The organism is Planomonospora alba (assembly GCF_039534085.1).
GTDB lineage: Bacteria > Actinomycetota > Actinomycetes > Streptosporangiales > Streptosporangiaceae > Planomonospora_B > Planomonospora_B alba.
This window is the reverse complement of the sequence record NZ_BAAAUT010000005.1, coordinates 150,618-173,705: the sequence shown is the minus strand read 5'-3', so window position 1 is coordinate 173,705 and position 23,088 is coordinate 150,618. Positions and strand designations below refer to the sequence as shown.

Genomic DNA, 23,088 nt, shown 5'->3' with positions numbered 1-23,088 from the left:
CGGTGCCGTGTACGGCGGCCGGCGGTCCAGCGCGGGGGCCGGCGTCCCCGTGCGGTGGCGGGCGCATCGGTTAGGGTGAACGGCGCGAATCGGAGGGGGAGGGGGAGGCTGTGCCGGGAGCGGTCGAACTGAGCGGTGTCGGCGTCCGGGTCGTGGGCCGGACGCTGCTGGCGGACGTCGACTGGCGGGTGGAGTACGGCCAGCACTGGGTGGTGCTCGGGCCCAACGGGGCGGGGAAGACGACGATGCTGTCGCTGGCGGCCGCCGTCCGGCACCCCAGCGAGGGCACGGTCACCGTCCTCGGCCAGCGGCTGGGCCGGGTGGACCTGCGGGAGCTGCGCCGCCGCATCGGCCTGGTCGCGGCCAGCCGGCGGCTCGTCGACGAGGAACTGCTGGAGGAGGAGGGCGCCACCGCGCACACCGTCGTCCTCACCGGATACACCGGGACCAGCGCCCCGCTCTGGGAGCGCTACGGTCCCGCCGAGCACGAGCGGGCCCACCGGCTCCTGGCCGACATGGGCTGCAAGGACCTGGGCGACCGGCTCTTCCGCGTCTGCTCGCAGGGGGAGCGGGCCCGGATCCGGGTGGCCAGGGCGCTGATGGCCGACCCGGTGGTCCTGCTGCTGGACGAGCCGTTCGCCGGGCTCGACCTGCCTGCCCGCGAGGACCTGATCACCGCGCTGGAGGAGCTCGCGACGGCGCGGCCCGCGCTGACCACGGTCACCGTCACGCACCACCTGGAGGAGGTGCCGGCCACCACGACGCACGCCCTGCTGATGCGGGAGGCCCGCATCCAGGCGGCGGGGCCGGCGGAGGAGGTCCTCACCGCCGGGCACCTGTCGGAGTGCTTCGGCCGCCCGCTCCGGGTCGAGCGCCTGGACGGCAGGTGGACCGCCCGCGCGGCGCGGGGGTGACCCGCCGGGGATGACCGCCGGTGGCGGTCCGCCGGGGCCGGTCAGTCCTTCTTGCGCTGGCGGATCAGCCCCATGAACCCGGGGCTGGGCTTGAACTTGGCGGTCCAGGTCTCGGCGATCTCCAGCGGCTCGCCGGTCTGCGGGTTGCGCCCCGTCCGGGCGGGCTTGTGCACGATCTCGAAGGAGCCGAAACCGGGGATCGCCACCTTCTCCTCGCTCGCCACGGCGTGCTGGATGGTGTCCAGGATCGCGTCCAGCGCCGCGGCGGTCTGCCGCCGGGTGAGGCCCGCCTCCGCCGCGGCCTTCTCGATCAGCTCGCGCTTGTTCATGTCCTCTTCCTGAGATGCCCGGGAGGCCCAACACTACGGGGACCTTCCGGTCTGTTTCATCCCCCGCGGGGCCGGGACGCCGGTTCCCGCGCCATGGAATCCGACTTTACGGACTATTTCTCCATACAGAGGCATAAACCGTCAGATGGGTGGGGAGGGCTGATGACCGGGCCCTCGTCGTGCCCTTCCGCACAGAACACGGCGGGGTGCCCGTACGGTCCCCGCATGCCGTACCGGGCCGGAACGGCGGATGCCCGCCGCCCCCGGTCCGGGGGCGGCGGGCATCCGGTGCCCCTCGCGGGAGGGGCTCGGGCGCGCGGGCCGTCTCAGCGGTGTCGCGGCGGCGGGAACGGCGGGCGGCCGGATCCGGCGGCCAGTCGCTCCGCCTCCCACCGCAGGGCCTCGACGAGGAGGAGCTCCAGCCGGAGGTCCTCGTCGGCGAGGCCGTCCGGGATCTTCACTTCCATCGGGCCTCCCTGACTACACCGACGCCCCGTCGTGCACGGAAGTTCACGGCCATGCCGAATCACGCGGTGACGTGGCCGAACCTTTGCCGCTCGTCGTCGTCGGCCATGACCAGCTCCGCCAGGTCCACGTACCGGCTCACCTCCCGCACGTCGGCGCAGTCGGCCACGAGCGTGCGCTTCCCGCCCACCAGGCGGGTGATCCGCAGGCACGGTCGATCGTTCATCACGAGCGCCTCGACCTCGATGCCGTTCGGTCCCAGCCAGATCCCCATAAGGCCGAGGCTAGGGAGCAATAGGTAAGAACGGGGTAACCCGTGGGGCATATAACGATGGAATGCCGATGACTGCGCAAATCTCCGTAAGAACCATGGCATTCCCGAATTCACGCTGAGGCGCCGGGCCGTACGGCGGGCACCCGGGACCGGACCCGCGGGCCCGGGCCGGCACGGCGCCGACGGCGGGGAGGCGGGCCCCGGGGCGGGCGGAGAACACCGGGAGACGAGGAACACCGGGGACGAGGAACACCGGAAGACGAGGAACCCCGGAAGACGAGGAACCCCGCCTCCCTGGGGGGAAGGAGGCGGGGTCTTCGTCCTGGTCAAGGCGTCCGAGCCCGGGGGACGGGACGGGGCGGTGGACCCGCTTCAGGCGGGGTTCGCCGGGCTGGGTGGGCGGGCTCCGCATGCCCTGAGAGCAGCCGTCGCCTGCCCGGCGTGCGGGACCTCCGCTCCGTCCTTCCTCGGATCAGTGAGCCTCGAACTGCTCCTCCTCCGTGGAGCCCTTCAGGGCCGTGGTGGAGGAGTCCGGCGCGATGGCCGTGCTGACCAGGTCGAAGTATCCGGTGCCGACCTCGCGCTGGTGGCGGGTGGCGGTGTAGCCGCGGGACTCGGCGGCGAACTCCGCCTCCTGCAGCTCCACGTAGGCGGTCATGCCCTCGTTGGCGTAGCCCTGGGCGAGGTTGAACATCGAGTAGTTCAGCGAGTGGAAGCCCGCCAGCGTGATGAACTGGAACTTGTAGCCCATGTGGCCGAGCTCGCGCTGGAACTTGGCGATGGTCGAGTCGTCCAGGTGCTTCTTCCAGTTGAACGACGGCGAGCAGTTGTAGGCCAGCATCTGGTCCGGGTACTGCGCCTTGATGGCCTCGGCGAACTCGCGGGCCACGTCCAGGTCCGGAGTGGAGGTCTCCATCCAGAGCAGGTCGGAGTGGGGCGCGTAGGCCAGGCCGCGGGCGATGCAGGCGTCGACGCCGTTGCGGACCCGGTAGAAGCCCTCGGCGGTGCGGTCGCCGGTGACGAACTTCTGGTCGCGGGGGTCGACGTCGCTGGTCAGCAGGGTCGCGGCCTGGGCGTCGGTCCGCGCGATGATCAGAGACGGCACACCCGCCACGTCGGCCGCGAGACGGGCCGCGTTGAGGGTCTTGATGTGCTGGCCGGTCGGGATGAGGACCTTCCCGCCGAGGTGGCCGCACTTCTTCTCGGAGGCCAGCTGGTCCTCCCAGTGCACGCCGGCGGCACCGGCAGCGATCATGCCCTTCATCAGCTCGAAGGCGTTGAGCACGCCGCCGAAGCCGGCCTCGGCGTCGGCGACGATCGGGGCGAGCCAGTGCGGCGCGTTCTCGTCGCCCTCGGACCAGGTGATCTGGTCGGCGCGGAGCAGGGCGTTGTTGATGCGGCGCACGACGGCCGGGACCGAGTTGGCCGGGTACAGGCTCTGGTCCGGGTAGGTCTGCGCGCCGAGGTTGGCGTCCGCGGCGACCTGCCAGCCGGACAGGTAGATGGCCTTCAGGCCGGCCTTGACCTGCTGGACGGCCTGGTTGCCGGTGAGCGCGCCGAGGGCGTGGACGTAGTCCTCGGTGTGCAGCAGGTTCCACAGCCGCTCCGCGCCGAGCCGGGCGAGAGTGTGCTCCTCCTGGACCGAGCCCCGCAGCCGCACGACGTCCTCGGCGGTGTAGGTGCGCTCGATGCCCTTCCAGCGGGGGTTGGTCTCCCACTCACGCCGCAGTTCCTCTGCGGCTCCCTTGAGGCGATCGTTCATTTTTCACTCCTTGTCGTCCCCTGGGATGCCTTGCCCTGAGTCTGTGCCCCGGCGAAACGTGCAAACAAGACACTTTTCTCGGAAAGATTGCGATTTTTTCTGCCCTATGCAATACTCGCCGGTATTCGGGAGAGAAGAAGTTCAGAGTTTTCGCTATGGACTAGACCAATCGAGTGTGTGGTCCAGCTCGCGGCGGAGGGCGCCGCCGGTGGCCGGCGTGCCCGTCGCGCGGCGGGCGCGCCGGCGTCGGCGCGGAGCCGGGGCGGGATCGGGGGATACCCGTCCCTGACCTGGTGATGCGGGTCGCCGCTGTGGAAGATGGGCAGAAATTTCGCTTAGGATCGGGTCATGACACCTCTGGTCGGAGAAGAACCGCTTTCTTTGACGCAGGAGCTCGACCTCATCGCCTTCGGTCAGCGCCTGCGCCACCTGCGCAAGCAGCGCGGTCTCACCCTGTCCGACCTGGGAGAGCGCGTGGGCAGGGCGCCCAGCCAGCTCTCCCTGCTGGAGAACGGCAAGCGCGAGCCGAAGCTCTCGCTGCTGAAGTCCCTGGCGTCCGCGCTGAACGTCCCGGTGGAGGAGCTGCTCCGCCGCCAGGCGCCCAACCGGCGCGCACAGCTGGAGATGGCGCTGGAGGAGGCGCAGCGCGACCCCGTCTACGCCGGTCTCGGCCTGCCCCGGCTCAAGGTCTCCGCGCGCGTGCCCAACGACGTGCTCGAGCACATCCTCGGCCTCTACGGCGAGCTGCGCGCCCGCCAGGCCAAGGGGACGGCCACCCCCGAGGACGCCCGCGCCGCCAACGCCGAGCTCCGCCGCAAGCAGCGCGAGCAGGGCAACTACTTCGCCGAGATCGAGAAGGCCGCGGCCGAGGCGCTGTCCGCCGTCGGCTACCGCTCCGGAGCGCTGTCGCAGAGCACCGTCCAGGCGCTGGTCACCCACTTCGGCTACACCGTGCAGACCGTCCCGGACCTGCCCCGGACGGTCCGTTCGATCACCGACCTGCGCAACCGGCGCATCTACGTCAAGCACGAGCAGCTCGGCATGCACACGCCGCGCACGATCCTGCTGCAGACGCTCGGCCACCTGGCGCTCGGCCACCACAAGCCGCGCGACTTCGCCGACTTCCTGCGCCAGCGGACCGAGGCCAACTACTTCGCCGCCGCGGTGCTCGTGCCCGAGGCCGCAGCCGTGCCGTACCTGAAGGAGGCCAAGCAGGACCGCGCGCTCAGCGTGGAGGACCTGCGCGACGTGTTCGCCGTCTCCTACGAGATGGCCGCGCACCGCTTCACCAACCTGGCCACGCACCATCTGGACCTGGTCTGCCACTTCGTCCGCAACGACGCCGGCGGGATCATCTACAAGGCCTACGAGAACGACGGCATCGTCTTCCCCGCCGACGAGCAGGGCGCGATCGAGGGCCAGCGCATGTGCGTGCAGTGGTCGGGCCGTCAGGTCTTCCTGTCGCCCGACCGCTTCTCGGTCTTCTACCAGTATTCCGACTCGCCCACCGGCACCTACTTCTGCGTGGCGCACGTCGACCCGAGCCGCGAGCGGGACTTCGCCATCACGCTCGGCGTTCCGTACCGCGAGTCGCGCTGGTTCCGCGGCCGGGAGACCACCGTCCGCACCAAGTCCGAGTGCCCGAACGGCGACTGCTGCCGGCGGCCGCCCGCCGAGCTGGCCCAGCGCTGGGAGGGCTACGCCTGGCCCTCGGCGCGCGCCAACTCCCACATCCTCGCGGCGCTCCCACCCGGCTCCTTCCCCGGCGTGGACGAGGCCGACGTCTACACCTTCCTGGAGCGCCACGCCGCCCGGTGACCGGGGACCGGCCCGGCCGGTGATCGGGCGTGCCGCGGTGCGGCATAGGGTGTATACCCGTGCATTCCGGGGCAATGGGGAGGAAGAACTGTGCTGCCTGAGGTGGAGGCATGGCTGCGCAGCCGTACGTCCTCCTCGGCCGACTGGCCTCTGGCGCGGCTGCTGGAGGCCCGGGGGGACACCACGGTCAGCGTCGTGCTGCCCGCCCGCGACGAGGGCGCGACCGTCGGGGAGATCGTCACCGCGATCCGGCGCGAGCTGATGGAGGCGGTGCCGCTCGTCGACGAGCTCGTGGTCATCGACTCCCGCTCGACGGACGACACCGCCGCGCGCGCGGCGGCGGCCGGGGCCCGGGTGGTGGCGCAGGACGAGATCCTGCCGGACCTCAAGCCGCTGGACGGCAAGGGGGAGGCGCTGTGGAAGTCCCTCGCCGCGACCTCCGGCGACCTGCTGGTCTTCGTCGACGCCGACCTGCGGGAGTTCCGCACCTCCTTCGTGACCGGCCTGCTCGGCCCGCTGCTGGCCGACCCCGGCGTGGCCTACGTCAAGGGCTGCTACGACCGGCCGCTGGCCGACGCCCACGCGGGCGGCGGGCGGGTCACCGAGCTGGTCGCGCGGCCGCTGCTCAACCTGCACTGGCCGCGGCTGGCCGGGTTCGTCCAGCCGCTGGCGGGCGAGTACGCCGGGCGCCGCTCGGTGCTGGAGCGCGTCCCGTTCGTCACCGGGTACGGGGTGGAGCTCGGGCTCCTGATCGACCTGCTGGAGCTGTGCGGCCTCGACGCGCTGGCCCAGGTCGACCTGGGCCGCAGGATCCACTCCCACCAGTCCGTCGAGGCGCTGGGCGGCATGGCCGCGCAGATCATGCAGACCTCGTGGTCCCGGCTGGAGCGCCAGGGGAAGATGGTCCCCCTGCACACGCCGGCGCCGACTCTGGCGCAGTTCCGCAGGGAGCGGGGCGGCCACCGGGCGACGGTCCGGGACGTGGCCGTCGCCGAGCGCCCGCCCATGGTCACCGTCCCCGGGTACGGCTCCCGCCCGCGCCTCTGACCGGCCCGCACGCCTTGCCCGCCCGCGCATCCGGCCCCGCCGGCCCCGCCGGCCCCGCCGGCGGGCGCGGTGGCCGTTTCACCGCCCCCGGTGCGGGGACGGTGAGGAACCGGCCGTACGGGAGAGGGCGGGGTGCTTGCGCGGGAGGCTCTACCGACCAGTAAGGTAGGGGTGTTACCGGTGGTAACCCTTGCCTGGAGGGGTGGACGATGAGCGAGACCGGCTTCTGCCCGGAACTGAGCGACGACGTGCGCGAGGTACGCGACTGGGTGCACGAGTTCGCCCGCACGGTCGTCCGCCCGGCCGGTGCCGAATGGGACGAGCGGGAGGAGACGCCCTGGCCGATCATCCAGGAGGCGGCCAAGATCGGTCTTTACTCTCTCGACTTCTTCGCCCAGCAGTCCTTCGAGCCCACGGGCCTCGGCCTGGCGGTGGCCTTCGAGGAGCTCTTCTGGGGTGACGCGGGGATCGGCCTGTCCATCGTCGGCACCGGCCTGGCCGCCGCCGCGCTCTCGTCCGCCGGCACCCCCGAGCAGCTGGGGGAGTGGCTCCCGCAGATGTTCGGCACCCCCGACGACGTCAAGCTCGGCGCCTTCTGCGCCTCCGAGCCCGACGCCGGCTCGGACGTGGGCTCCATCCGCACCCGGGCCGTCCACGACGGGGCCACCGGCGACTGGATCCTCAACGGCGTCAAGACCTGGGCCACCAACGGCGGCATCGCCAACGTGCACGTCATCGTCGCCTCCGTCGACCCCGAACTGGGCACCCGGGGCCAGGCCTCCTTCGTCGTCCCGCCGGGCACCCCCGGTCTGTCGATGGGCCAGAAGTTCAAGAAGCACGGCATCCGCGCCTCCCACACCGCCGAGGTCGTGCTCGACAACGTCCGGATTCCCGGCTCCTGCCTGCTCGGCGGCAAGGAGAAACTGGACGCCCGGCTGGCGCGGGTCCGCGAGGGCGGCCGGGCCCGGGAGCAGGCGGCCATGCGCACCTTCGAGACGACCCGGCCGTCGGTGGCCGCCCAGGCGGTCGGCATCGCCCGCGCCGCCTACGAGTACGCCCGTGACTACGCCCGCGAGCGCGAGCAGTTCGGTCGCAAGATCGGTGAGAACCAGGCCGTCGCCTTCCTCCTCGCCGACATGGCCACCCGCGTCGACATGGCCCGGCTGATGACGTGGCGCGCGGCCTGGATGGCCCGCAACGGCCGCCCGTTCGACCAGGCCGAGGGGTCGATGTGCAAGCTGGTGGCGGGGGAGACGGCCGTGTGGGTGACCGAGCAGGCGATCCAGATCCTGGGCGGCGCCGGCTACACCCGCGAGCATCCGGTCGAGCGCTTCCACCGCGACGCCAAGATCTACACCATCTTCGAGGGCACGTCCGAGATCCAGCGCCTGATCATCGGCCGCGCCGTCACTGGCCTGCCCGTTCGCTAGAATGTCCGGTTTTCTGATCATGGTGTGAGGCCCCGGTTCCGGCCCCTGTTCCGTCGCTGTTCCGTCAGAGCATCCGGCCTTGCCTCGGGGGAGATCATCCCCTGGCGTGGCGGCCCGGTCCGATCGTCACGGAGAGTGATGTTCTCCTCTGTCTCGCGGTGAGCGGTGAATGTCGGCTTTGCGATGTATGTGAGTATTGTGGCGTCAACGTGCAGGCAAGCCGATGGTGACAGGGGCACTCTCGCCGGTCCCCGGGAAGGCGACCGATGAGTGGACCCGCTACCTGGGCCAACCGGGTCCGCGGCCTGGTGCTGGGCCTCGCGCTGGGCGACAGCGTCGGCCGCGGGGTGGTACCCGCCTCCGGGCCCATCCGGGCCGGGGTCAGCACCCAGCTGGCGGCCTTCACGATCGACGGGATCATCCGCGCCTGGATCCGCGGCGAGCACAAGGGTGTCTGCCATCCGCCGTCGGTGGTCTGGCACGCCTACTGCCGGTGGGCCGCCCTGCAGGGCATCCAGCTCCACAAACGGCACCAGAAGTGCATAGAGGGGGAAAAGTGGCCGGACGGGTGGCTCGCCGATGTATCGATACTGCGGGAGCGACGCGGATCGGCGCCCGCCACCGTCAAGGCGCTGACCGGCGCTGACACGCAGCCCTCATCCAGCTTCGGCTGCCATGCCCTGACCAGGGCACTGCCCATGGCCGCGCTACATCGCAAGCTCACCGCGGATAAGCTGGCCGACCTCGCCCGGGATGTGGCCGCGCTGACCCACGGGGAGTTGCACGCTGGTCATCCGACCGCGGCAGCGGTGGTTCTTGCCGCGCGGTGTCTGAGCATGGCCACCTTTGAGGAGGCGACAGGGCTCGAACCCGACCTGATCCGGCTGCCGCACGTGGCGTGGCTCTTTGGCATGGTCCACGAGGCTCTTGGCCATGTGCGGCAGGCGCCCCGGCAGAAGGCCCGGCTGGCGCAGGTCGCACCCGATGCCACGGCGTCGGCGGCGCTGTCGGGCGGTGTGTACGTCGCGGCCTCCTACCCTGCTCCGGGTGAGGCGATGGAGGCTCTGGCCTTCGCCGCCACGGCTCCTGACGGCGACTCCGTCGCCGTCGTCGCCGGTGCCCTGCTCGGAGCGTTGCACGGCGTCGATGTATGGCCGGTCGAGCTGATCAGCAGGTTGGAGTTGGCGTGGGTCATGGACACGCTTGCCCGTGACCTGGCCTTGCAGATCACCGAGAGTCCCGCCGGTGACGGGTACGGGCCTCCGAAGGATCCGTTCTGGTGGGACCGCTACCCAGGATGGTGATCATCACGGAGCCTCGCTGCGCTGCCGGGCCGCGAAACTGCGGGCGACGGGCAGGACGCGGATCCCACCGGCCGCTTGGGTGATCGCCGACCGGCCCGCGGTCTCCGGAGGTCGTGGATCAGAGGGCCGAGGGAGCAGTACGGTCCTCGGTTCCGTGGGCGGGCCCGATGTTTCTGCGGTGATAGGTGAGATGCTCCGGGCTGATCTCGTGGTTCGGGGCGAGCCGGAGGGTGCCCAGGCGGTTGCCGGAGACCATGTCCACGATGGTCAGGTCGTCCTGGATCGTGATCATTCCCCGGTCGAACAGGACATGGTGGTTGGGGCACAGGCACAGCAGGTTGCCCGGCTCGTGCGGCCGGCCGAGCGGGCGGATGTGCGCTCCCTCCGCGTAGAAGCCCTGGCGGAGGGCGAGGCGGGTGCCGCAGATCTGGCAATGGTGGTCGTGGGCGCGCTTGACCTGCTCGGAGAGGAGAGAGTCGCGGATCGCGCGGGTCGTGGTGATCTCGCGCCGACCGGGTGCCGGCGATCCACCGTCCGGCGCCAGGCCGACTCGGGCCAGGAGCGCGTTGAGGTCGACGCCGTGGAAGTAGACGGTGAGCAGCCGCACCACGATCTGCGCGCGGACGTTCTCCTGCGCGGTGACGAGGTCGTGCACCCAGGCCTGCAGTCCGCTGTCCGGATGGTGTGTTCGCATCCATCGCTGCGCGACCTGGCCGCTGGCGGGCGGTGCGTCGGTGTGGCCGGGCAGGTCCCACAGGCCGTGGTGGTGGAGCCGCAGGACGGGGAACTCGGGGTTGGGCCGGTCGTCGTCGAGACCGAACTCCTCGATGAGCGCTCGGAGTTCCGCGGAGGTGGTCTGCCAGGAGGTGAGGCGTTCCTCACCGCGGACCGCCCGGCCGATCGCCCACAGCAGGGTCAGCGGCTGGTGCCGTTTCGGTGCGCGGGTCACCGGGGAGGTGGCGGTCCTGAGCGAGTTGATCTTCTGGAGGAGGTCTTCGACGGAGTGCCTGTCGATGGCGGTGCCCGGTGTGGTCACCTCGAAGCCGAGGCGGATGAGGGCGCGGGCCACGGTGGCGTTGCCGCCGGAGAACTCGTCGGCGCGCAGGGGCCTGCCGCCGACACCGCGGTGGGCGACGCCGGCGATCGCCTTGGAGTCGTACCGCCTGCCCTGATGGAGGAGGAAGTAGTCGCGCGCGGGGCCGTAGCCGTACCGCTCGAGGAAGGCGTCACGGCCCAGCAGGTCGTACTCGGCGATGGCGTCGAGCACCATCTCACGTCGGAGATCGGAAAGCGCCACGTTGTGATCCTATCTGGGCTTATCGCTGGATCTACTTCCCGTACCGGGGTGAAAGAGCGGGTCCGGTTTCTGGTGCGACGGCGTCACCGGCCGGTGCGCCGCGGTCGCAGGTGAGGCCACCGTCGGACGGGCCCGGATGATCGCTTGAGCGCCGGTGGTGCTACCGTCGCGGCTCATGCTCCTGCGTACGGCCGTCGCCCAGATCCCGGTCACCTGGGACGTCGAGAAGAACCTGGCCGAGATCGCCCGGGTGGTCGAGTCCTGCGCCGGGGACGACCTGGTGGTCCTGCCCGAAGGCGCACTGTCCGGTTACGGCGCGGACCTGTCGCCGCTGGACCGGCTCGACCCCGCGAAGCTGAACGCGGCCGCGGGTGAACTGGCGGCCCTGGCCCGGCGGACGGGTGTCCATCTGATCTGCGGCTCACTGCTGTACAGCGATGATCGCTGGTGGAACGGGGCGCTGGTCGTCACCCCCGGCGGGGCGCGCAGGCCGTACCGGAAGGTGAACCTGGCGGTCAGCGAGCGCGGCGTGCTGGGCGCCGGATCGGATCTCCCCGTCCACCGGCTCGCCTGTGCGGGCGGCGCCGTCGACGTGGGCGTGCAGATCTGCCGGGAGATCCGCTTCCCCGAGCAGTGGCGGCACCTGGTGGGTTCCGGCGCGCAGGTGTTCGCCTACCTCACCCACGCGGCCAACCCTGATGAACCCCCTGGCGTGTGGCGGGCTCATCTGGTCAGCCGGGCGGCGGAGAACCAGCGCTGGCTGCTGGCCGCCAACGCCGCCGACGCGGCCTCGCACTGCCCGACGATGATCGTCTCACCGCGGGGCGAGGTCGTCGCAGAGACGGCCGGCGGCCAGCGGGCGGTGCTGCGCGCGACCATCGACCTGGCGGCCGTCTCCGACTGGTATCTCGGCCAGCGGCGCGACGACGTCCTGGAGTCGCGCTACCACGGCGGACCGGACGGACCGGACGATCGCGAGGGCGGGCGCCGCCGACCGGGCCGGTAGCCCCCGGCAGGGGCGAGGGTCCCGAGGGGGTCACGGTCCCCGCGCCCGTGGCAGGATCGACCCGACCGGCTCACCCTGTTCCTGGAGGAATCGGCCATGGGGATCTTCTCGCCGGAGTCCGCCCGGGAGTGGCGCGAGCCTCCGCCGGGTGTGGTGGCCGCCGCCGCGGACCATCCCGGTGGCTGGGTGTACGCGATCGATCCCGAGCAGGTCGCGGACCCGGACGGGTACGTGCCGCCCGAGGCGATCGCGGGCGCGTGGCGGGTCGGCGACGACGGCCGCCCCACCGGGGAGTACGAGCCCAACCCCCGGCACGGGCCGGTGCGCGACGACTTCACCCCGCTGACCGACCCGGACCACTGGCTGGGCTGGCTCGGAGACGATCCCGCCGCGGCGGTCCGTGGATCGATCGAGGAGATCCTCGGCGAGCAGGTGCCCGGCTCGGTCCTGGAGTGGGTCAAGGTCCTCGGTGCGCCCGAGTTCCTCACCGGAGGGCGGCGCGACCCGGATGATCCGGACAAGGTCGTGGTCGTGCGGGCCGCGCTGGCACTGCCGTTCGCGCTGTCGGTCCGCCCGCCCGGCGGGGAGCGTTCGGTGCTGCAGGGCGTGTTCTCCTGGGCCGCGGCCGGGCTGGACCGGCCCGGCGGGCGGCGGGACCGGGTCTGGTTCGATCTCGGGACCGGTCTGGAGGAGGCCGCCGGGCTGCTGCGCGAGCGGATCTACTCCCTGGATGCCCCGTCCTGACCTGCGGGACCGGGTGGGCAGGCTGTCCGGAGGCGGCGCCGGCCGGCCGACGATGCTCACGGGGCCGCTGTCGGCAATCGGGAGCGGCGGTGGTCTGAGGCCGTCCTGATGCGGGGTTCGAGGTCATGGGGAATGCTCACCTGTCGGCCACCCCGGATCCCGATCGAACCCGGCCCCGTCCACGTGACCGAGTCGGGTACGTCATCGGGGGTGTCGTCGTTGAAGCAGCCGAGCTTCCGCCCCTCGCCGGGTAACCCGTCGTCCCCGCGGGCGCTGGGCCGCATCACCGTGTCCGGCCCGAGACCGCCGGAGCCGGATCCCGCACGGGGCCGGGACTATGTCCGCACACGGATGGCCCTATTCCTGATGTTCGGGGTGCAGGAGCAGTTCGGCCAGTTCCCGGACGCGGGCGCGGGTGATGCCGGCCCGCTGCTCGACGGCGAGGGGGTGGTCGGTGGGCTCCAGTTCGACGGCCGGGCGTAGTCCGACCGGCCGGGTGTGGAGGTTGGTCTTGAGGTTGAGCGTCGTCGGTTCGTAGGCCGGCAGCTCGGAGGAGAGCCAGCCGAAGTACGGAGGTTCAGTCTCGCGGCCCGGGGTCTCCCACAGCCGGCCCATCCGTGTGAAGTTGTCCGGGCTCAGTGAGACCCACACGCCCCAGGTGAACGTCTCGGCCGTGTCTATGACGGGGATCTCGACGAGGCCGTGGACGAAGAAGTGCTCTCCTGCGATCACGCACTGGTCGGAGGAGAGGACGCTGTCGGGCGCGTCGGCCAGTTCGGGGCTCCAGTAGGCGGGTGCGGGCATGTGGTAGCTGAGTGGGAGCTCGTCATGGCGCCGGCCGCAGCAGGAGCAGGTGAAACCGGAATCAGTCGACACGGGCGTCAGCGTAGCGAAGGGGTCGAGATCGGGCCGTCTCCTCTATGGCGTCTGTGACGTGCTCGGGGGTTCCGGTGTGCGCGGGACCGCGGTTCGCCGGAACGCAGAAACTTCGGCCAGGGTCATGGCATCACCTGTATTGCCGGAGACGGTGCGTAGTGAACAGAATCCACCGAGTATCGGATCTCGAAGAAGGCTTTGTGCTGTGATGGTCATGTGATGGCTGTACTTGGACCGAACTGGGCTGTCCGAGGACTTGATCAGCGGGCCGGCCGATATCCGTTGTCGGTGGAGGCGCCGGTCATGCAGGCCGTGGAAGTGCTCGTACCTGGCGTGTCCACGGTGACCCGCTACATCCGCTACTACGCCCTGTACGCGGCGCTGGCGGCTCACGCCGCCGAGCGGAACCTGGACGGTGAGGCGTGCCGACGGCTGCTGCGGCGGAGCGAGGTCATCATGGCTGCGACACACCTCGGTATCCCGGTGGAGACCCCACCGGGGCCCGCGCACGGCATCGACCGGGTTCGAGCGTTCAACGGTGAGCGGCTGGATGTGGCGCGCGGCGCGAGCGATGGACAGACCTCCTACTCACCACGACCCTGGGGATTCTGGGCCCAGTATGGCGGGCCGAGCACGGTCCTGGGCACCGTCGTGCTCGAGAACGGGGCCCTGCGGCCGGGACGGCATCCCTGCCCATCGGAGGTCCGGGAGTTGTTCGATCCGCTCTTCTCCCGCACCGAGACCGACTCGCTGTCGGCTCAGGACTTGGCCGAACTGGGCGATCTGGCCCTGTCTTCGGAGTGCCGACCGGAGGTTCCGTGGATGAGGGACCTGTTCACCGCCTCCCGCATAGGTCTCCACGACCCAGATCAGTGGGAAGCTGATGATCGGATCCGGCGAGCCACTCTCCGTATTCTGGCCCGCTCCGTCGAACTGCACGGAACCGACGGCGGCTCGTTCGAAGAGATGCTCCGCTCGGCCGTGGCCTTCGATGATCAGATCGACCGTGATCCGGTCCTGTCGTCGATCGAACAGAGTCAGGGCTGGCGTGGGGTGTTACTGCGTCACTACTCGGTGGGTGCCTGGCGGCGACTGTGGGCAGCCTTGGTCACCTCGATGGGAAGTGAGGACGGTGAGGCGGATCGGACACGGGAGGAACTGCGGGATTGGCTCGCCGACCAGGTCGAGGACGTGACCGTGGCGAAGGCTCTCGACGGACTTCAGCCGCTGCAGGACGGCTCGGGCCATCCGCATCCCCGTGAGCGGCAACTGCTCGACGGCGACCGGCGGGCACCGCTGACCAACATCAAACTGCTCCTGGTGGGCGGGATGCGCTCCCGCGGACTGTCCGGCATCGCCCTGAAGACGTTTCTGGGGCCGCGACGGCGCGGACGGGGAGAGATCCTCGATCCCACCTGGGTCCATCTCCTGACTGAGGAGTACCGCGGCCGTTCCCTGAAGGACCTGGCTGCGCGTCTCGCGGACGACATGCTGGCACAGGCGATGCGGGTCGCCCGCGCCAAGATGCGGATCGATCCGGTGACGCAGCGACTCCGGCTGTTCTCCCGGGTGCACGAGCGCAACGACCGCTTCTTCAAGACCAGCGACGAGGGCGACGGCGATGTCGGCACACGCATCGAACAGCTCGGTGGCTTCGCGGTCCAACTCGGTCTTCTGCGAACGGATGACAAGGGCTGGGCCGTGAGCGACGAAGCCCGTACAGTGCTGGGACTGACGGCATGAACCAGACGACGTGGCGCTTCTCCTCCCCGCTGTCGCTGCTCAACGACTGGCGCGACCGCGCCGACCAGGCACCCCTGCACGAGGTCCTGCTGCTCGGCTTCACCGTTGACCTGCCGTTCCTGGAGCAGGTCGCGATTCCCACCGCCAGGACACTGGGCGCGCGGATCACCGTGCTCGGCGACGCGGGCCAGGGCCTGTACGACCCCATCGACGTGCGCCTGGCCGGAAGCTCCTACCTGCACAGCCTCGTCACCTGCGCAGGGGCGTTCCACCCCAAACTCGCCCTGCTCATCGGGGAGGACGAGGTGTGGCTGGCCGTCGGCTCCGGCAACCCCACCATGTCCGGATGGGGCGCCAACGACGAACTGTGGACGGTGGCCATCTCGTCCGGCGGCGCCATTCACCCGGTGATCGCTCAGGCAGGAGCATGGCTGCGGCGACTGGCCGACGCCGACCGGGTGTCGATGACACCGTGGACCGCCGACCTCCTGCGCGAGATCGCCGCCGGTCTCGCCACCCGCCCGACCGCGGAGGTCGACCCGCAGGTACGGCTGCTGGACAACCTGGATGAGGCGTTCCTCCACCGGCTTCCGCTCGGACCCGTGGACGAGCTGTGCCTGTACGCGCCCTTCACCGACGCGCAGGCGATAGGCACCCTGATCGACCGTCTCCGGCCGCGGTCCACCGTCCTCGGCCTGCAACCCCGCTGGACGAGCTACGACGGTGACGCGCTGCTCACCGTCCTGACTGGCCACGACGTGGAACTGCGGTCCCTGAAGGAGAGCACCGTACGGCACGGCAAGCTCGTTCAGTGGCGCACCGGCGAACGGCTGTACGGACTCGTCGGCAGTCCGAATCTCACCCGGAGCGCCCTGTGTGCTTCGACCGCGGAGGGGGGCAACTGCGAGCTCGCCATCCTGGCGCCTCTGCCGGAGGACCTCATGCCCGAGGGGACGGCCGCGGAACCTGAGACGATGGTGGGCCGATCCACCGTCCGCACACCGCAGCCCTCTCCGTCGCTGATCCTGCTCGGCGCGTTGGTACACGGTAAGGGACTGGAGGTCACCCTCGCGAAACCCCAGAGGGCGGACGTCGTGGTCAAAAGCTCACCAGACGGTTCTCCCGGCTCCTGGCAGACGGTAGGCGTCATCCCTCCCGGCGACGTCACACTCCGGTCCACGGTGCCGGAGGCATCCGGTTCCGTTGTCCGTGCGGAGATGGTCATGGCCGATGGCCGTGTCGTGCAGTCCCCACCTGTTTTCGCGGTCAACCCGGTGCGGTGCGCTCGCCGTGTCGCGGAAACCGGAGGTCCACGTCTGCGCCGGGAGTACACCGTGGAGGAGGTCTTCACCGATGCCGAGCTGGCCGCCCGCTTCAACGCCGATCTCATCCGCCTGGCGGAGATCTTGTCACATGGCTCCGGCACCCGCCCGGCCGGCGACTCCGCCAGTGGCACGGCGACCCGGTCGGTGATCGAGGATCGCTGGAGCGCACACCTGGAGGAATGCGGCAAGATCTACGGGGCCTCGCTCACCGGCCTGGTCTACGGCCCGGCTGTCGCGGTGCTCCCTGACTCCTCTCGCCTGTCCCGCTGGAATGTCACCGTGAGCGTGACCGGGGAGACCGGAGAGGAAGACGACCCGACGGAAGACGGCACCGACCCGGAAATCGACGTCTCGAAGCGCCCTGTGTACCGGCGCTGGGCCGGCCGGTGGGTGGATGCGGTGACCAAGAGCGATGGGCTCGCGCCGCTGCCGCTGCGCATGCTGGTGGCCGGGATGTATGTGAAGCTGCTGGCCGCAGGGGTGTGGGACTCGTCCGACGACTCTTGGAGGGAACCTCTCGGACGACTGACCCGGACCCTGGTTCCTACGGGCACGGACGACGCGCCCGCTGAGACCAGAGGACGACTGTGTGCCGTCATCGCCACCTGCATGGCACTCCTGAGTCAGGACGTCTCCCTCACCAGCGGAGGGCCGAACGACCTCCTCGCCGCACGCACCTGGGCCGCGGTCGAATCCCTGGTCGCCGAGGCCGATCCCGATCTCGCGGAGGACCTGCTCATCGCTCCCGTACAGCCTCACGCCCGGGTCGCATCCCGAAGTGAGCTCTGCCGCCTCATCGATCTGGCCGCGGACGACGACCCCTTCGCGGAGATCAGAGCCGAGATCGATGCCGACGGCTGGGAGATCACCGAACAGGACGGGCTGTGGGAGATCACCGGGGACTTCACCAATCCCACGCCCGTCGCGGCCCGGGTGGCGACCCGTATCGGCGCATCCGGCGAATCTGCTGCGGTCCTGGCCAGAACCGGAACAAAGTGGACGTTGATCGCCTGGCGGAAACCTGAGCTGGTCCTCCTCGGCTTTCCCGCTTCCACCTGGCGGTTCTACCGGATCATGCCGCCTGCGAGCCCTGAATCTCGTTTCTCCTCGGCGGACATCGCCTCCGTCCCCGGCCTTGTCGGCAGGACGGTCCACATGAGCCAGACGCCTCCCGACCATGTGCGCCAGGTGTTCGCCGACTGCGGGTTCGATCCGATCGAACTGCGAGATCGCATCCTCCGGAAGCAGGTCTCTTGACCTGAGGTGATCTCCGGCGTCTCGCGGAGATCACCTCAGGGCGTGCCGGCTCGGGACGGCTGTCGTCGGTGACAGCCGGAGATTCCGACGGCTCCATGGAACCGGTGTAAACCGTCGCGCTGAGGCGGCTGTCTTCTTCTGTGGCAGATGGTGCGAACCCGGCATGCGGGCGAGGAGGACGTCGATGACGGAGTACCGGTTCAACTCGCCTCCCGGATGGCCGGTCCCGCCTGCGGGCTGGCGGCCTCCTCACGGGTGGCAGCCGGACCCGTCCTGGCCTCCCGCGCCGCCCGGCTGGCAGTTCTGGGTGCCCGTCCACGCGCCGGTGTCCCCGCCCGTGCCCCAGGCTCCGCCGCAGCCGGTCCCTGCTCCCGCCGCGCCCGTACCCGCATCGGCTCCGGTGCTGCCGGAGCGCGGCGGGGGAGGGCTGTTCGGCGGCAAGAAGCGGCTGGAGGCGGAGAACGCCGAGCTGCGTGCCTGGATCGAGCGGTTGGGCGGCATGGACGCGATGCGCGTCTCGGCGATGACCGAGGCCCTGCACACCGAGTACCGCGGTCTGCAGAGCGCCATCGCCGACGCCGCCGATCGGCTCCAGGAGATCGAGCGGCGGATCGTGCGGACCGAGGAGACGGCGCTGCTGCAGGAGGCCGGCGTCTACGAGTACCGGCACCCGCTGAGCGACGCCGTCGCCTACAAGGAGCAGCTCGCCGAGATCAAGACGCGCATCAAGGCGATGGCCCGGGAGGGCCAGGCCGTGGTGGGCTCCACCAGCTGGCAGGTCAACGGCTCGGACGCCGAGGGCCGCCGCATGGTACGCGACTTCTCCAAGCTGATGCTGCGCGCCTACAACGCCGAGGCCGACAACTGCGTGCGCACGATGCGCCCGTACAAGCTGCAGTCGGCCGTCGACCGGCTGGAGAAGGCCGTGGAGATGATCGTCAAGCTCGGCAAGACGATGAGCATCCACGTCAGTGGTGACTACCACCGGCTGCGCGTCCGCGAGCTGGAGCTGACCGCCGACTACCTGGCCAAGCAGGAGGAGGAGAAGGAGCTCGTGCGGGCCCGGCGCGAGCAGCAGCGCGAGGAGGAGGCCGCGCGGCGGGAGTTCGAGCGGGAGAAGGCCCGGTTGCGCAAGGAGGAGGCGCACTACCGGGCGGCGCTGTCGAAGCTGCTGGCCAAGGGCGACGAGAGCGGCGCGCAGGAGCTGAAGGCGAAGCTGGAGGAGATCGGCGCGGCGGTCAGCGACGTCGAGGCCCGTGCGGCCAACATCCGCGCCGGATACGTGTATGTGATCTCCAACGTCGGCGCGTTCGGCGAGGACATCGTCAAGATCGGTATGACGCGGCGGCTGGAGCCCGAGGATCGGGTGCGGGAGCTGGGGGACGCGTCGGTGCCGTTCCGCTTCGACACCCACGCGCTGATCTTCAGTGACGACGCGGTCGGACTGGAGGGGCGGCTGCACGCCGAGCTGAGCGACCGGCGGGTCAACAAGGTCAACCTGCGCCGGGAGTTCTTCCGCGCCACGCCCGCGGAGGTGAGGGCGCTGCTGGAGAAGATCGCGGGTCAGCACCTGCTGGAGTACCGGGACGTTCCCGAAGCGCTGGAGTGGCGCCAGTCGGTTCACGCGGAGACGAGCGCGCACTGATACCGGGCGGCACGGAGCCGGAGGAGGCGGCGCAGGGGCCGGGCCCGCGGGGCAGGGCCGCGCACGTCATGTGCTCACGGCTGCTCGCTGTGCTGCGTACGGAGCCGGACGGCTATGGCGCGGGCCTTGGCGCTGCTGATGGACAACTCCCGGCGGAGGGTGTCGGCCGATATCGGCCGGCCGTGGGCGGCGCGGTGCGTGAGGTCCGCCTGTCGCGCTTTCTCCAGAAGCTCGTCGTCGGCCGCTGCGTCTTCAGCCCGCTCGCCGGGTCGGGAACGTCGCACCGATGACCGCGATGAATGCGCGGATGCTGGCATGAGCCGGCTGGGAGAACCGCCAGCGCTCGGATGGTTGCTGATCGTGTGGATCTCGCGGATCAGGCTTGGTCCGACCTCACTCCAGCCGATCAGCAGGAGCGGTCCGACCGAGTCGAAGAGAGCGCGGCCGTACTCCCCGGCCATGACCGGCTCGGCGACGTTGAGGGCGAGAGTCGTCAGCCCGGAGAAGACGAGGAGCGCTCGGGCCGGCCGGAGGCGAGTCGGACTGACGCCGTTGAGCGTGCAGTAGCGGATGCCGACCAAGAGTCCGACTACGGAAAGGTCCACGGCTGGGCCGATCAGCGGGGCGAGCCACGGCTGAACTCCGAGGCGAAGCCCGAGGGCCCAGATGTTGCCGAAGCTGAAGGCGAACGTCAGGGCGGCGATCAGAACGAGGATCGTGGTCACCGTCCGGCGGGTGAGTGCATCGCTCGGTGCGGATGGAGTGGTGGGGGAGCGGTCAGGAGATTCGGGCACAGGTTCCTGCCCCTCGATCAAGGACGGACCAGAAGGCTCCGCGCGGTGCCGGCACCACCGCGCGGAGCCGCTTGAGGACCGATCAGAGACACCACTGCGATCCTCCGGGCGATTCAGAGCGGGCCGCCGCTCATCGGCTCTCCGCTTGGAGCGTCACCTCGGGCACCACGCGAGGCCGGAACAGGCGGTCGTCGATCACCTTCCGGGCGCGGTCATGGGAACCGGGCTGCAGATGCGCGTAGACGCGGAGGGTGAAGGCCGGGTCCTTGTGCCCGAGGTATTCGGCGAGCTCCCGGACCGAGACGCCTCCGGCGAGCATGACGCTCGCGTAGTAGTGCCGCAGCTGATGCAGCCCTTCCTTCCGCGTGGTGGCGAACCGCTTGCGCTGCCGGGCGTCCTTCGCCGGGGCCGGGATGAGCCCGGCGGTGGCGAGAGCCGGTTTCCACACCAACTCGCTGTAGCTGCGGTACTTGATGAAGTCGTCGTCCGTCCAGCGGAACAGCAGGTTGTGCGTTCGGAGCTTCCCGCCGGGCTTCTCCCATGGCAGCGAGCAGAGGAGCGGCGGATACCGCTCGACGTGCAGGCGGATGGCCTGGGCGGCCCAGGAGGGGAGGGGCACCAGGCGTTCCCGGTCGCTCTTCGGCAGGGCGTAGACGAAGTCCTTTCCCAGCTTCTTGATCTGGCGTCGGACTCTGAGCGACATCTCGTCGAAGTCGACGTCCTCCAGGGCGAGGCCGAACAGTTCTCCCTGGCGTAGGCCACAGGCGGCACCGACGATGGGGACCGTCCGGAACAGGCCGGGATGGGCGTCGATCACCGCATGGACCTGTTCGTCGGACCATGCCTCGATCTCTCCGGCGAGTCGCCTGGGCACCTGGACGATGGGGGACTTGGCGGGGTTCTTCCTGAGGGCCTCGTCCGCGACGGCCAGGTCCAGGACTCCCTGCAGGACGAGGAACGAGGTCTGCACGGTCGATGCGTCGAACCGGGCGCTCAGATCGCTGATCCACCGTTGGACGTGCGACGGCAGGATGCTCCTGACCTGCCGGTGCGCGAAGGCCGGAGCCACGTGCAACCGGTAGAGCGAGTCGTACCGGATCATGGTCGCCGGGTCCACGAGACGTGACTGCAGCCAGCGTTCCGCGACCTCGCCGAAGAGGATCTTTCCTGCGTGGGGGTCGATGTAGTCCCCTCGGCCGACGTCGACCTCCATCTCGGAGGCCTTCTTCTCCGCGTCGACCTTCCGCTCGAACGCGGCGGAGCGCTCCCGGCCGTCCGGGTCCAGCCAGACGGCGAGCCAGCGCTTGCCCTTGCCGTACCGGGCGGTCCGGACCTTCCTCGAGGTGCCGTCCGGCAACCTGGTCGTCACCGTCCAGAGATCTTTCACGTGGGCCATGGCTACTCCTGCTCCTCGACCCAGGCGCGGACGTCCTGCGGCCGGTAGCGGAGGTGGCGGCCGATCTTGCGCCCCTGCGGGCCGATCCGGCGGTGTCGCCATACGTAGAGGGTGCTCACCGGCACGCCGAGGAAGTCGGAGACCTCCTCGACGCCCCAGAGGCGATCGCCCGAGACCGGCACGTGCTCTCCCTTCTCGATGTCGTATGCAGTCGCGGCCGGGCCGCTCGGCGTACGGCCCTGCCTGCGCGAGGATCGCTGGCCGGACGGCGTCCGGCCGGTCACCGAGGATCTCCCCTCGCGGGGCCCTGCAGGATATTCGGCTGAATCCGATTCGGGAGGCCCTGAGCAGGCCCTTTGTAGCCGTTCGGTCACCTGCGCTCACCTCCTTCGGCCCGGTGGGCGCGGATGCGGGCGGCGGCGAGCCGCAGGAACGGTTCGGAGATGTCGATGCCGGTGAAGGCCCGTCCGAGGTCGTGAGCGGCCAGGGCCGTGGTCCCCGCCCCGGCGAACATGTCCAGCACGGTGCCGCCGGGCCGGCAGCCGGCGGCGATGCAGCGGAGAGGGATGTCGACGGGGAACGGGGCGAAGTGCGCGGCCCTGAGCGGGCGGGTCGAGATCGACCACACGTCCCCGGGATTCCGGCCGAGCGGGTGGCATGCGGTGTGGCGGCGGCCGGTGGGGCGCATGGCGGCGCCGGGCCGGTGGCCGCTGAAGGGTTCGGTGTCGCTGTACTTGCCGTCCGGGGACCGGGGCGGCGCGGTGCCGTCGGGCTCCTCGCCGTCCACGTGCCCGCGACGGGTCCGTGGTGGAGCTTCCGCGCCGGCCTCGCGGATGGCGTCGAGGTCGAACCAGTAGCGGCGCTGCTTGACCAGCAGGAAGAGCATCTCGTAGCGCGTCGAGACGCGGTCCAGGACGGACTGCGGCATCGCGTTGGGCTTGTGCCAGACGATGGCGTTGCGCAGGATCCAGCCGTCCTCCTGCAGGGCGAAGGCGATCCGCCAGGGCATGCCGAGCAGGTTCTTGGGCGGCACCGCCGACCGGGCGCGGGGGCGGACGAGCGGCTGGCAGGTGTTGTAGTTCCGTCCGCGGGCCCAGCCGTCGGAGTCGGCCGCGTAGCAGTCACCCAGGTTCAGCCAGAGGGTGCCGTCGTCGGCCAGGACCCTGCGGGCCTCGGCGAAGACCGCCCGCAGCGTCTCGACGTAGGCGGCCGGAGTCGGCTCCTGGCCGTACTGGCCCGGGACGCCGTAGTCCCGCAGGCCGTAGTAGGGCGGGCTGGTGACGATGCAGTCGGCCGAGCGGCCGGGCATCTCCGCGAGGACCTCGCGGGCGTCACCGAGGAAGAGGGTGGCGTGGTCGTGCCTCCAGTAGGGCTGCCTCACCGCGTCGACCTCCCGAGGATACAGATGTCCGAAATAGTGCTGGCGTAGGGCATGGAAAGCGGGTGTTTGTCGGCCGGCGTGCCTGCCGACAAGCGGGGCGGTGCCGCTGGTGCGGCGCCGGTGGACAGTGCGTCGATGAGCGTCGTCATCGCCGTTCGGGGCGGGCCTCAGATCCGCGGCGCCCTCGTGGGCGGACGGCCCGCGAAAGACGCTGTCCACAGGTGAACAGGCACCTCTGGCGAGCCGTTGGCGTGGTTCGGGCGGGGCCGGAGGAGAGCTGT

Annotated in this window: 20 protein-coding genes; 10 read left to right on the top strand and 10 right to left on the bottom strand. The window is 70.5% G+C overall.

Annotated elements, in window-relative coordinates:
- Positions 1 to 110 precede the first annotated feature (110 nt).
- A complete protein-coding gene (locus ABD823_RS04570) occupies positions 111 to 914 on the top strand; it encodes an ABC transporter ATP-binding protein (protein WP_344856215.1) in 804 nt (267 codons plus the stop codon).
- A 41-nt stretch (positions 915 to 955) separates the two neighbouring features.
- Here the strand turns inward: ABD823_RS04570 and ABD823_RS04565 are convergent, their stop codons facing one another.
- From ABD823_RS04565 to aceA, 4 genes are all read right to left on the bottom strand, one after another.
- Positions 956 to 1,243, bottom strand: a complete 288-nt coding sequence (locus tag ABD823_RS04565) for an HU family DNA-binding protein (protein ID WP_344856213.1) — start codon at positions 1,241 to 1,243, stop codon at positions 956 to 958.
- 326 nt (positions 1,244 to 1,569) lie between these two features.
- Positions 1,570 to 1,710, bottom strand: a complete 141-nt coding sequence (locus ABD823_RS04560; protein WP_344856211.1) for a hypothetical protein — start codon at positions 1,708 to 1,710, stop codon at positions 1,570 to 1,572.
- A gap of 59 nt (positions 1,711 to 1,769) precedes the next feature.
- On the bottom strand, positions 1,770 to 1,982 hold the full coding sequence (locus ABD823_RS04555; protein ID WP_344856209.1) for a hypothetical protein: 213 nt from the start codon (positions 1,980 to 1,982) through the stop codon (positions 1,770 to 1,772).
- 472 nt (positions 1,983 to 2,454) lie between these two features.
- Positions 2,455 to 3,744, bottom strand: coding sequence for an isocitrate lyase (gene aceA / locus ABD823_RS04550; protein ID WP_344856207.1), 1,290 nt, complete (start codon positions 3,742 to 3,744; stop codon positions 2,455 to 2,457).
- A 348-nt stretch (positions 3,745 to 4,092) separates the two neighbouring features.
- On the opposite strand from aceA, the gene ABD823_RS04545 reads away from it, so the two are divergent.
- The 4 genes from ABD823_RS04545 (at position 4,093) to ABD823_RS04530 (ending at position 9,343) form a co-directional block, all read left to right on the top strand.
- On the top strand, positions 4,093 to 5,562 hold the full coding sequence (locus tag ABD823_RS04545) for a helix-turn-helix domain-containing protein (protein ID WP_425566563.1): 1,470 nt from the start codon (positions 4,093 to 4,095) through the stop codon (positions 5,560 to 5,562).
- 90 nt (positions 5,563 to 5,652) lie between these two features.
- On the top strand, positions 5,653 to 6,609 hold the full coding sequence (locus ABD823_RS04540) for a glucosyl-3-phosphoglycerate synthase (RefSeq protein WP_344856205.1): 957 nt from the start codon (positions 5,653 to 5,655) through the stop codon (positions 6,607 to 6,609).
- Between the two features lie 209 nt (positions 6,610 to 6,818).
- Positions 6,819 to 8,039 (top strand): acyl-CoA dehydrogenase family protein, encoded by a 1,221-nt coding sequence (locus tag ABD823_RS04535; RefSeq protein WP_344856203.1) that lies wholly within the window; start codon positions 6,819 to 6,821, stop codon positions 8,037 to 8,039.
- Positions 8,040 to 8,305: 266 nt separating this feature from the next.
- Complete coding sequence (locus ABD823_RS04530; protein WP_344856201.1) at positions 8,306 to 9,343, top strand: ADP-ribosylglycohydrolase family protein; 1,038 nt, start codon at positions 8,306 to 8,308, stop codon at positions 9,341 to 9,343.
- Positions 9,344 to 9,461: 118 nt separating this feature from the next.
- On the opposite strand, the gene ABD823_RS04525 is transcribed toward ABD823_RS04530, so the two are convergent.
- Positions 9,462 to 10,640, bottom strand: coding sequence for an HNH endonuclease (locus ABD823_RS04525; RefSeq protein ID WP_344856199.1), 1,179 nt, complete (start codon positions 10,638 to 10,640; stop codon positions 9,462 to 9,464).
- A 175-nt stretch (positions 10,641 to 10,815) separates the two neighbouring features.
- On the opposite strand from ABD823_RS04525, the gene ABD823_RS04520 reads away from it, so the two are divergent.
- Positions 10,816 to 11,646, top strand: a complete 831-nt coding sequence (locus tag ABD823_RS04520; protein WP_344856197.1) for a carbon-nitrogen hydrolase family protein — start codon at positions 10,816 to 10,818, stop codon at positions 11,644 to 11,646.
- Positions 11,647 to 11,742: 96 nt separating this feature from the next.
- Positions 11,743 to 12,390, top strand: a complete 648-nt coding sequence (locus ABD823_RS04515; RefSeq protein WP_344856195.1) for a hypothetical protein — start codon at positions 11,743 to 11,745, stop codon at positions 12,388 to 12,390.
- Between the two features lie 357 nt (positions 12,391 to 12,747).
- Here ABD823_RS04515 and ABD823_RS04510 read toward each other — a convergent pair whose 3' ends face one another.
- Positions 12,748 to 13,266, bottom strand: coding sequence for a DUF2199 domain-containing protein (locus ABD823_RS04510; RefSeq protein WP_344856193.1), 519 nt, complete (start codon positions 13,264 to 13,266; stop codon positions 12,748 to 12,750).
- A gap of 303 nt (positions 13,267 to 13,569) precedes the next feature.
- On the opposite strand from ABD823_RS04510, the gene ABD823_RS04505 reads away from it, so the two are divergent.
- From ABD823_RS04505 to ABD823_RS04495, 3 genes are all read left to right on the top strand, one after another.
- Positions 13,570 to 15,009, top strand: a complete 1,440-nt coding sequence (locus ABD823_RS04505) for a hypothetical protein (RefSeq protein WP_344856191.1) — start codon at positions 13,570 to 13,572, stop codon at positions 15,007 to 15,009.
- Positions 15,006 to 17,591 carry a phospholipase D-like domain-containing protein gene (locus ABD823_RS04500; RefSeq protein ID WP_344856189.1) on the top strand — a complete coding sequence of 862 codons (2,586 nt, stop codon included), beginning with the start codon at positions 15,006 to 15,008 and terminating at the stop codon, positions 17,589 to 17,591. Before ABD823_RS04505 ends, ABD823_RS04500 begins: the two co-directional genes overlap by 4 nt.
- 184 nt (positions 17,592 to 17,775) lie before the next feature.
- Positions 17,776 to 19,236, top strand: a complete 1,461-nt coding sequence (locus ABD823_RS04495; RefSeq protein ID WP_344856187.1) for an SNIPE associated domain-containing protein — start codon at positions 17,776 to 17,778, stop codon at positions 19,234 to 19,236.
- Positions 19,237 to 19,310: 74 nt separating this feature from the next.
- Here the strand turns inward: ABD823_RS04495 and ABD823_RS04490 are convergent, their stop codons facing one another.
- The 4 genes from ABD823_RS04490 to ABD823_RS04475 all read right to left on the bottom strand — a co-directional run bounded on the left by ABD823_RS04490 (position 19,311) and on the right by ABD823_RS04475 (position 22,807).
- Positions 19,311 to 19,961 (bottom strand): DUF2637 domain-containing protein, encoded by a 651-nt coding sequence (locus ABD823_RS04490; RefSeq protein ID WP_344856185.1) that lies wholly within the window; start codon positions 19,959 to 19,961, stop codon positions 19,311 to 19,313.
- Positions 19,962 to 20,160: 199 nt separating this feature from the next.
- Positions 20,161 to 21,426 carry a tyrosine-type recombinase/integrase gene (locus ABD823_RS04485; protein WP_344856183.1) on the bottom strand — a complete coding sequence of 422 codons (1,266 nt, stop codon included), beginning with the start codon at positions 21,424 to 21,426 and terminating at the stop codon, positions 20,161 to 20,163.
- 2 nt (positions 21,427 to 21,428) lie between these two features.
- A complete protein-coding gene (locus tag ABD823_RS04480; protein WP_344856181.1) occupies positions 21,429 to 21,710 on the bottom strand; it encodes a helix-turn-helix transcriptional regulator in 282 nt (93 codons plus the stop codon).
- 86 nt (positions 21,711 to 21,796) lie between these two features.
- The gene (locus ABD823_RS04475; protein WP_344856179.1) at positions 21,797 to 22,807 is read right to left on the bottom strand and encodes a DNA-methyltransferase; all 1,011 of its coding nucleotides are present in this window, start codon (positions 22,805 to 22,807) and stop codon (positions 21,797 to 21,799) included.
- Positions 22,808 to 23,088: the final 281 nt, after the last annotated feature.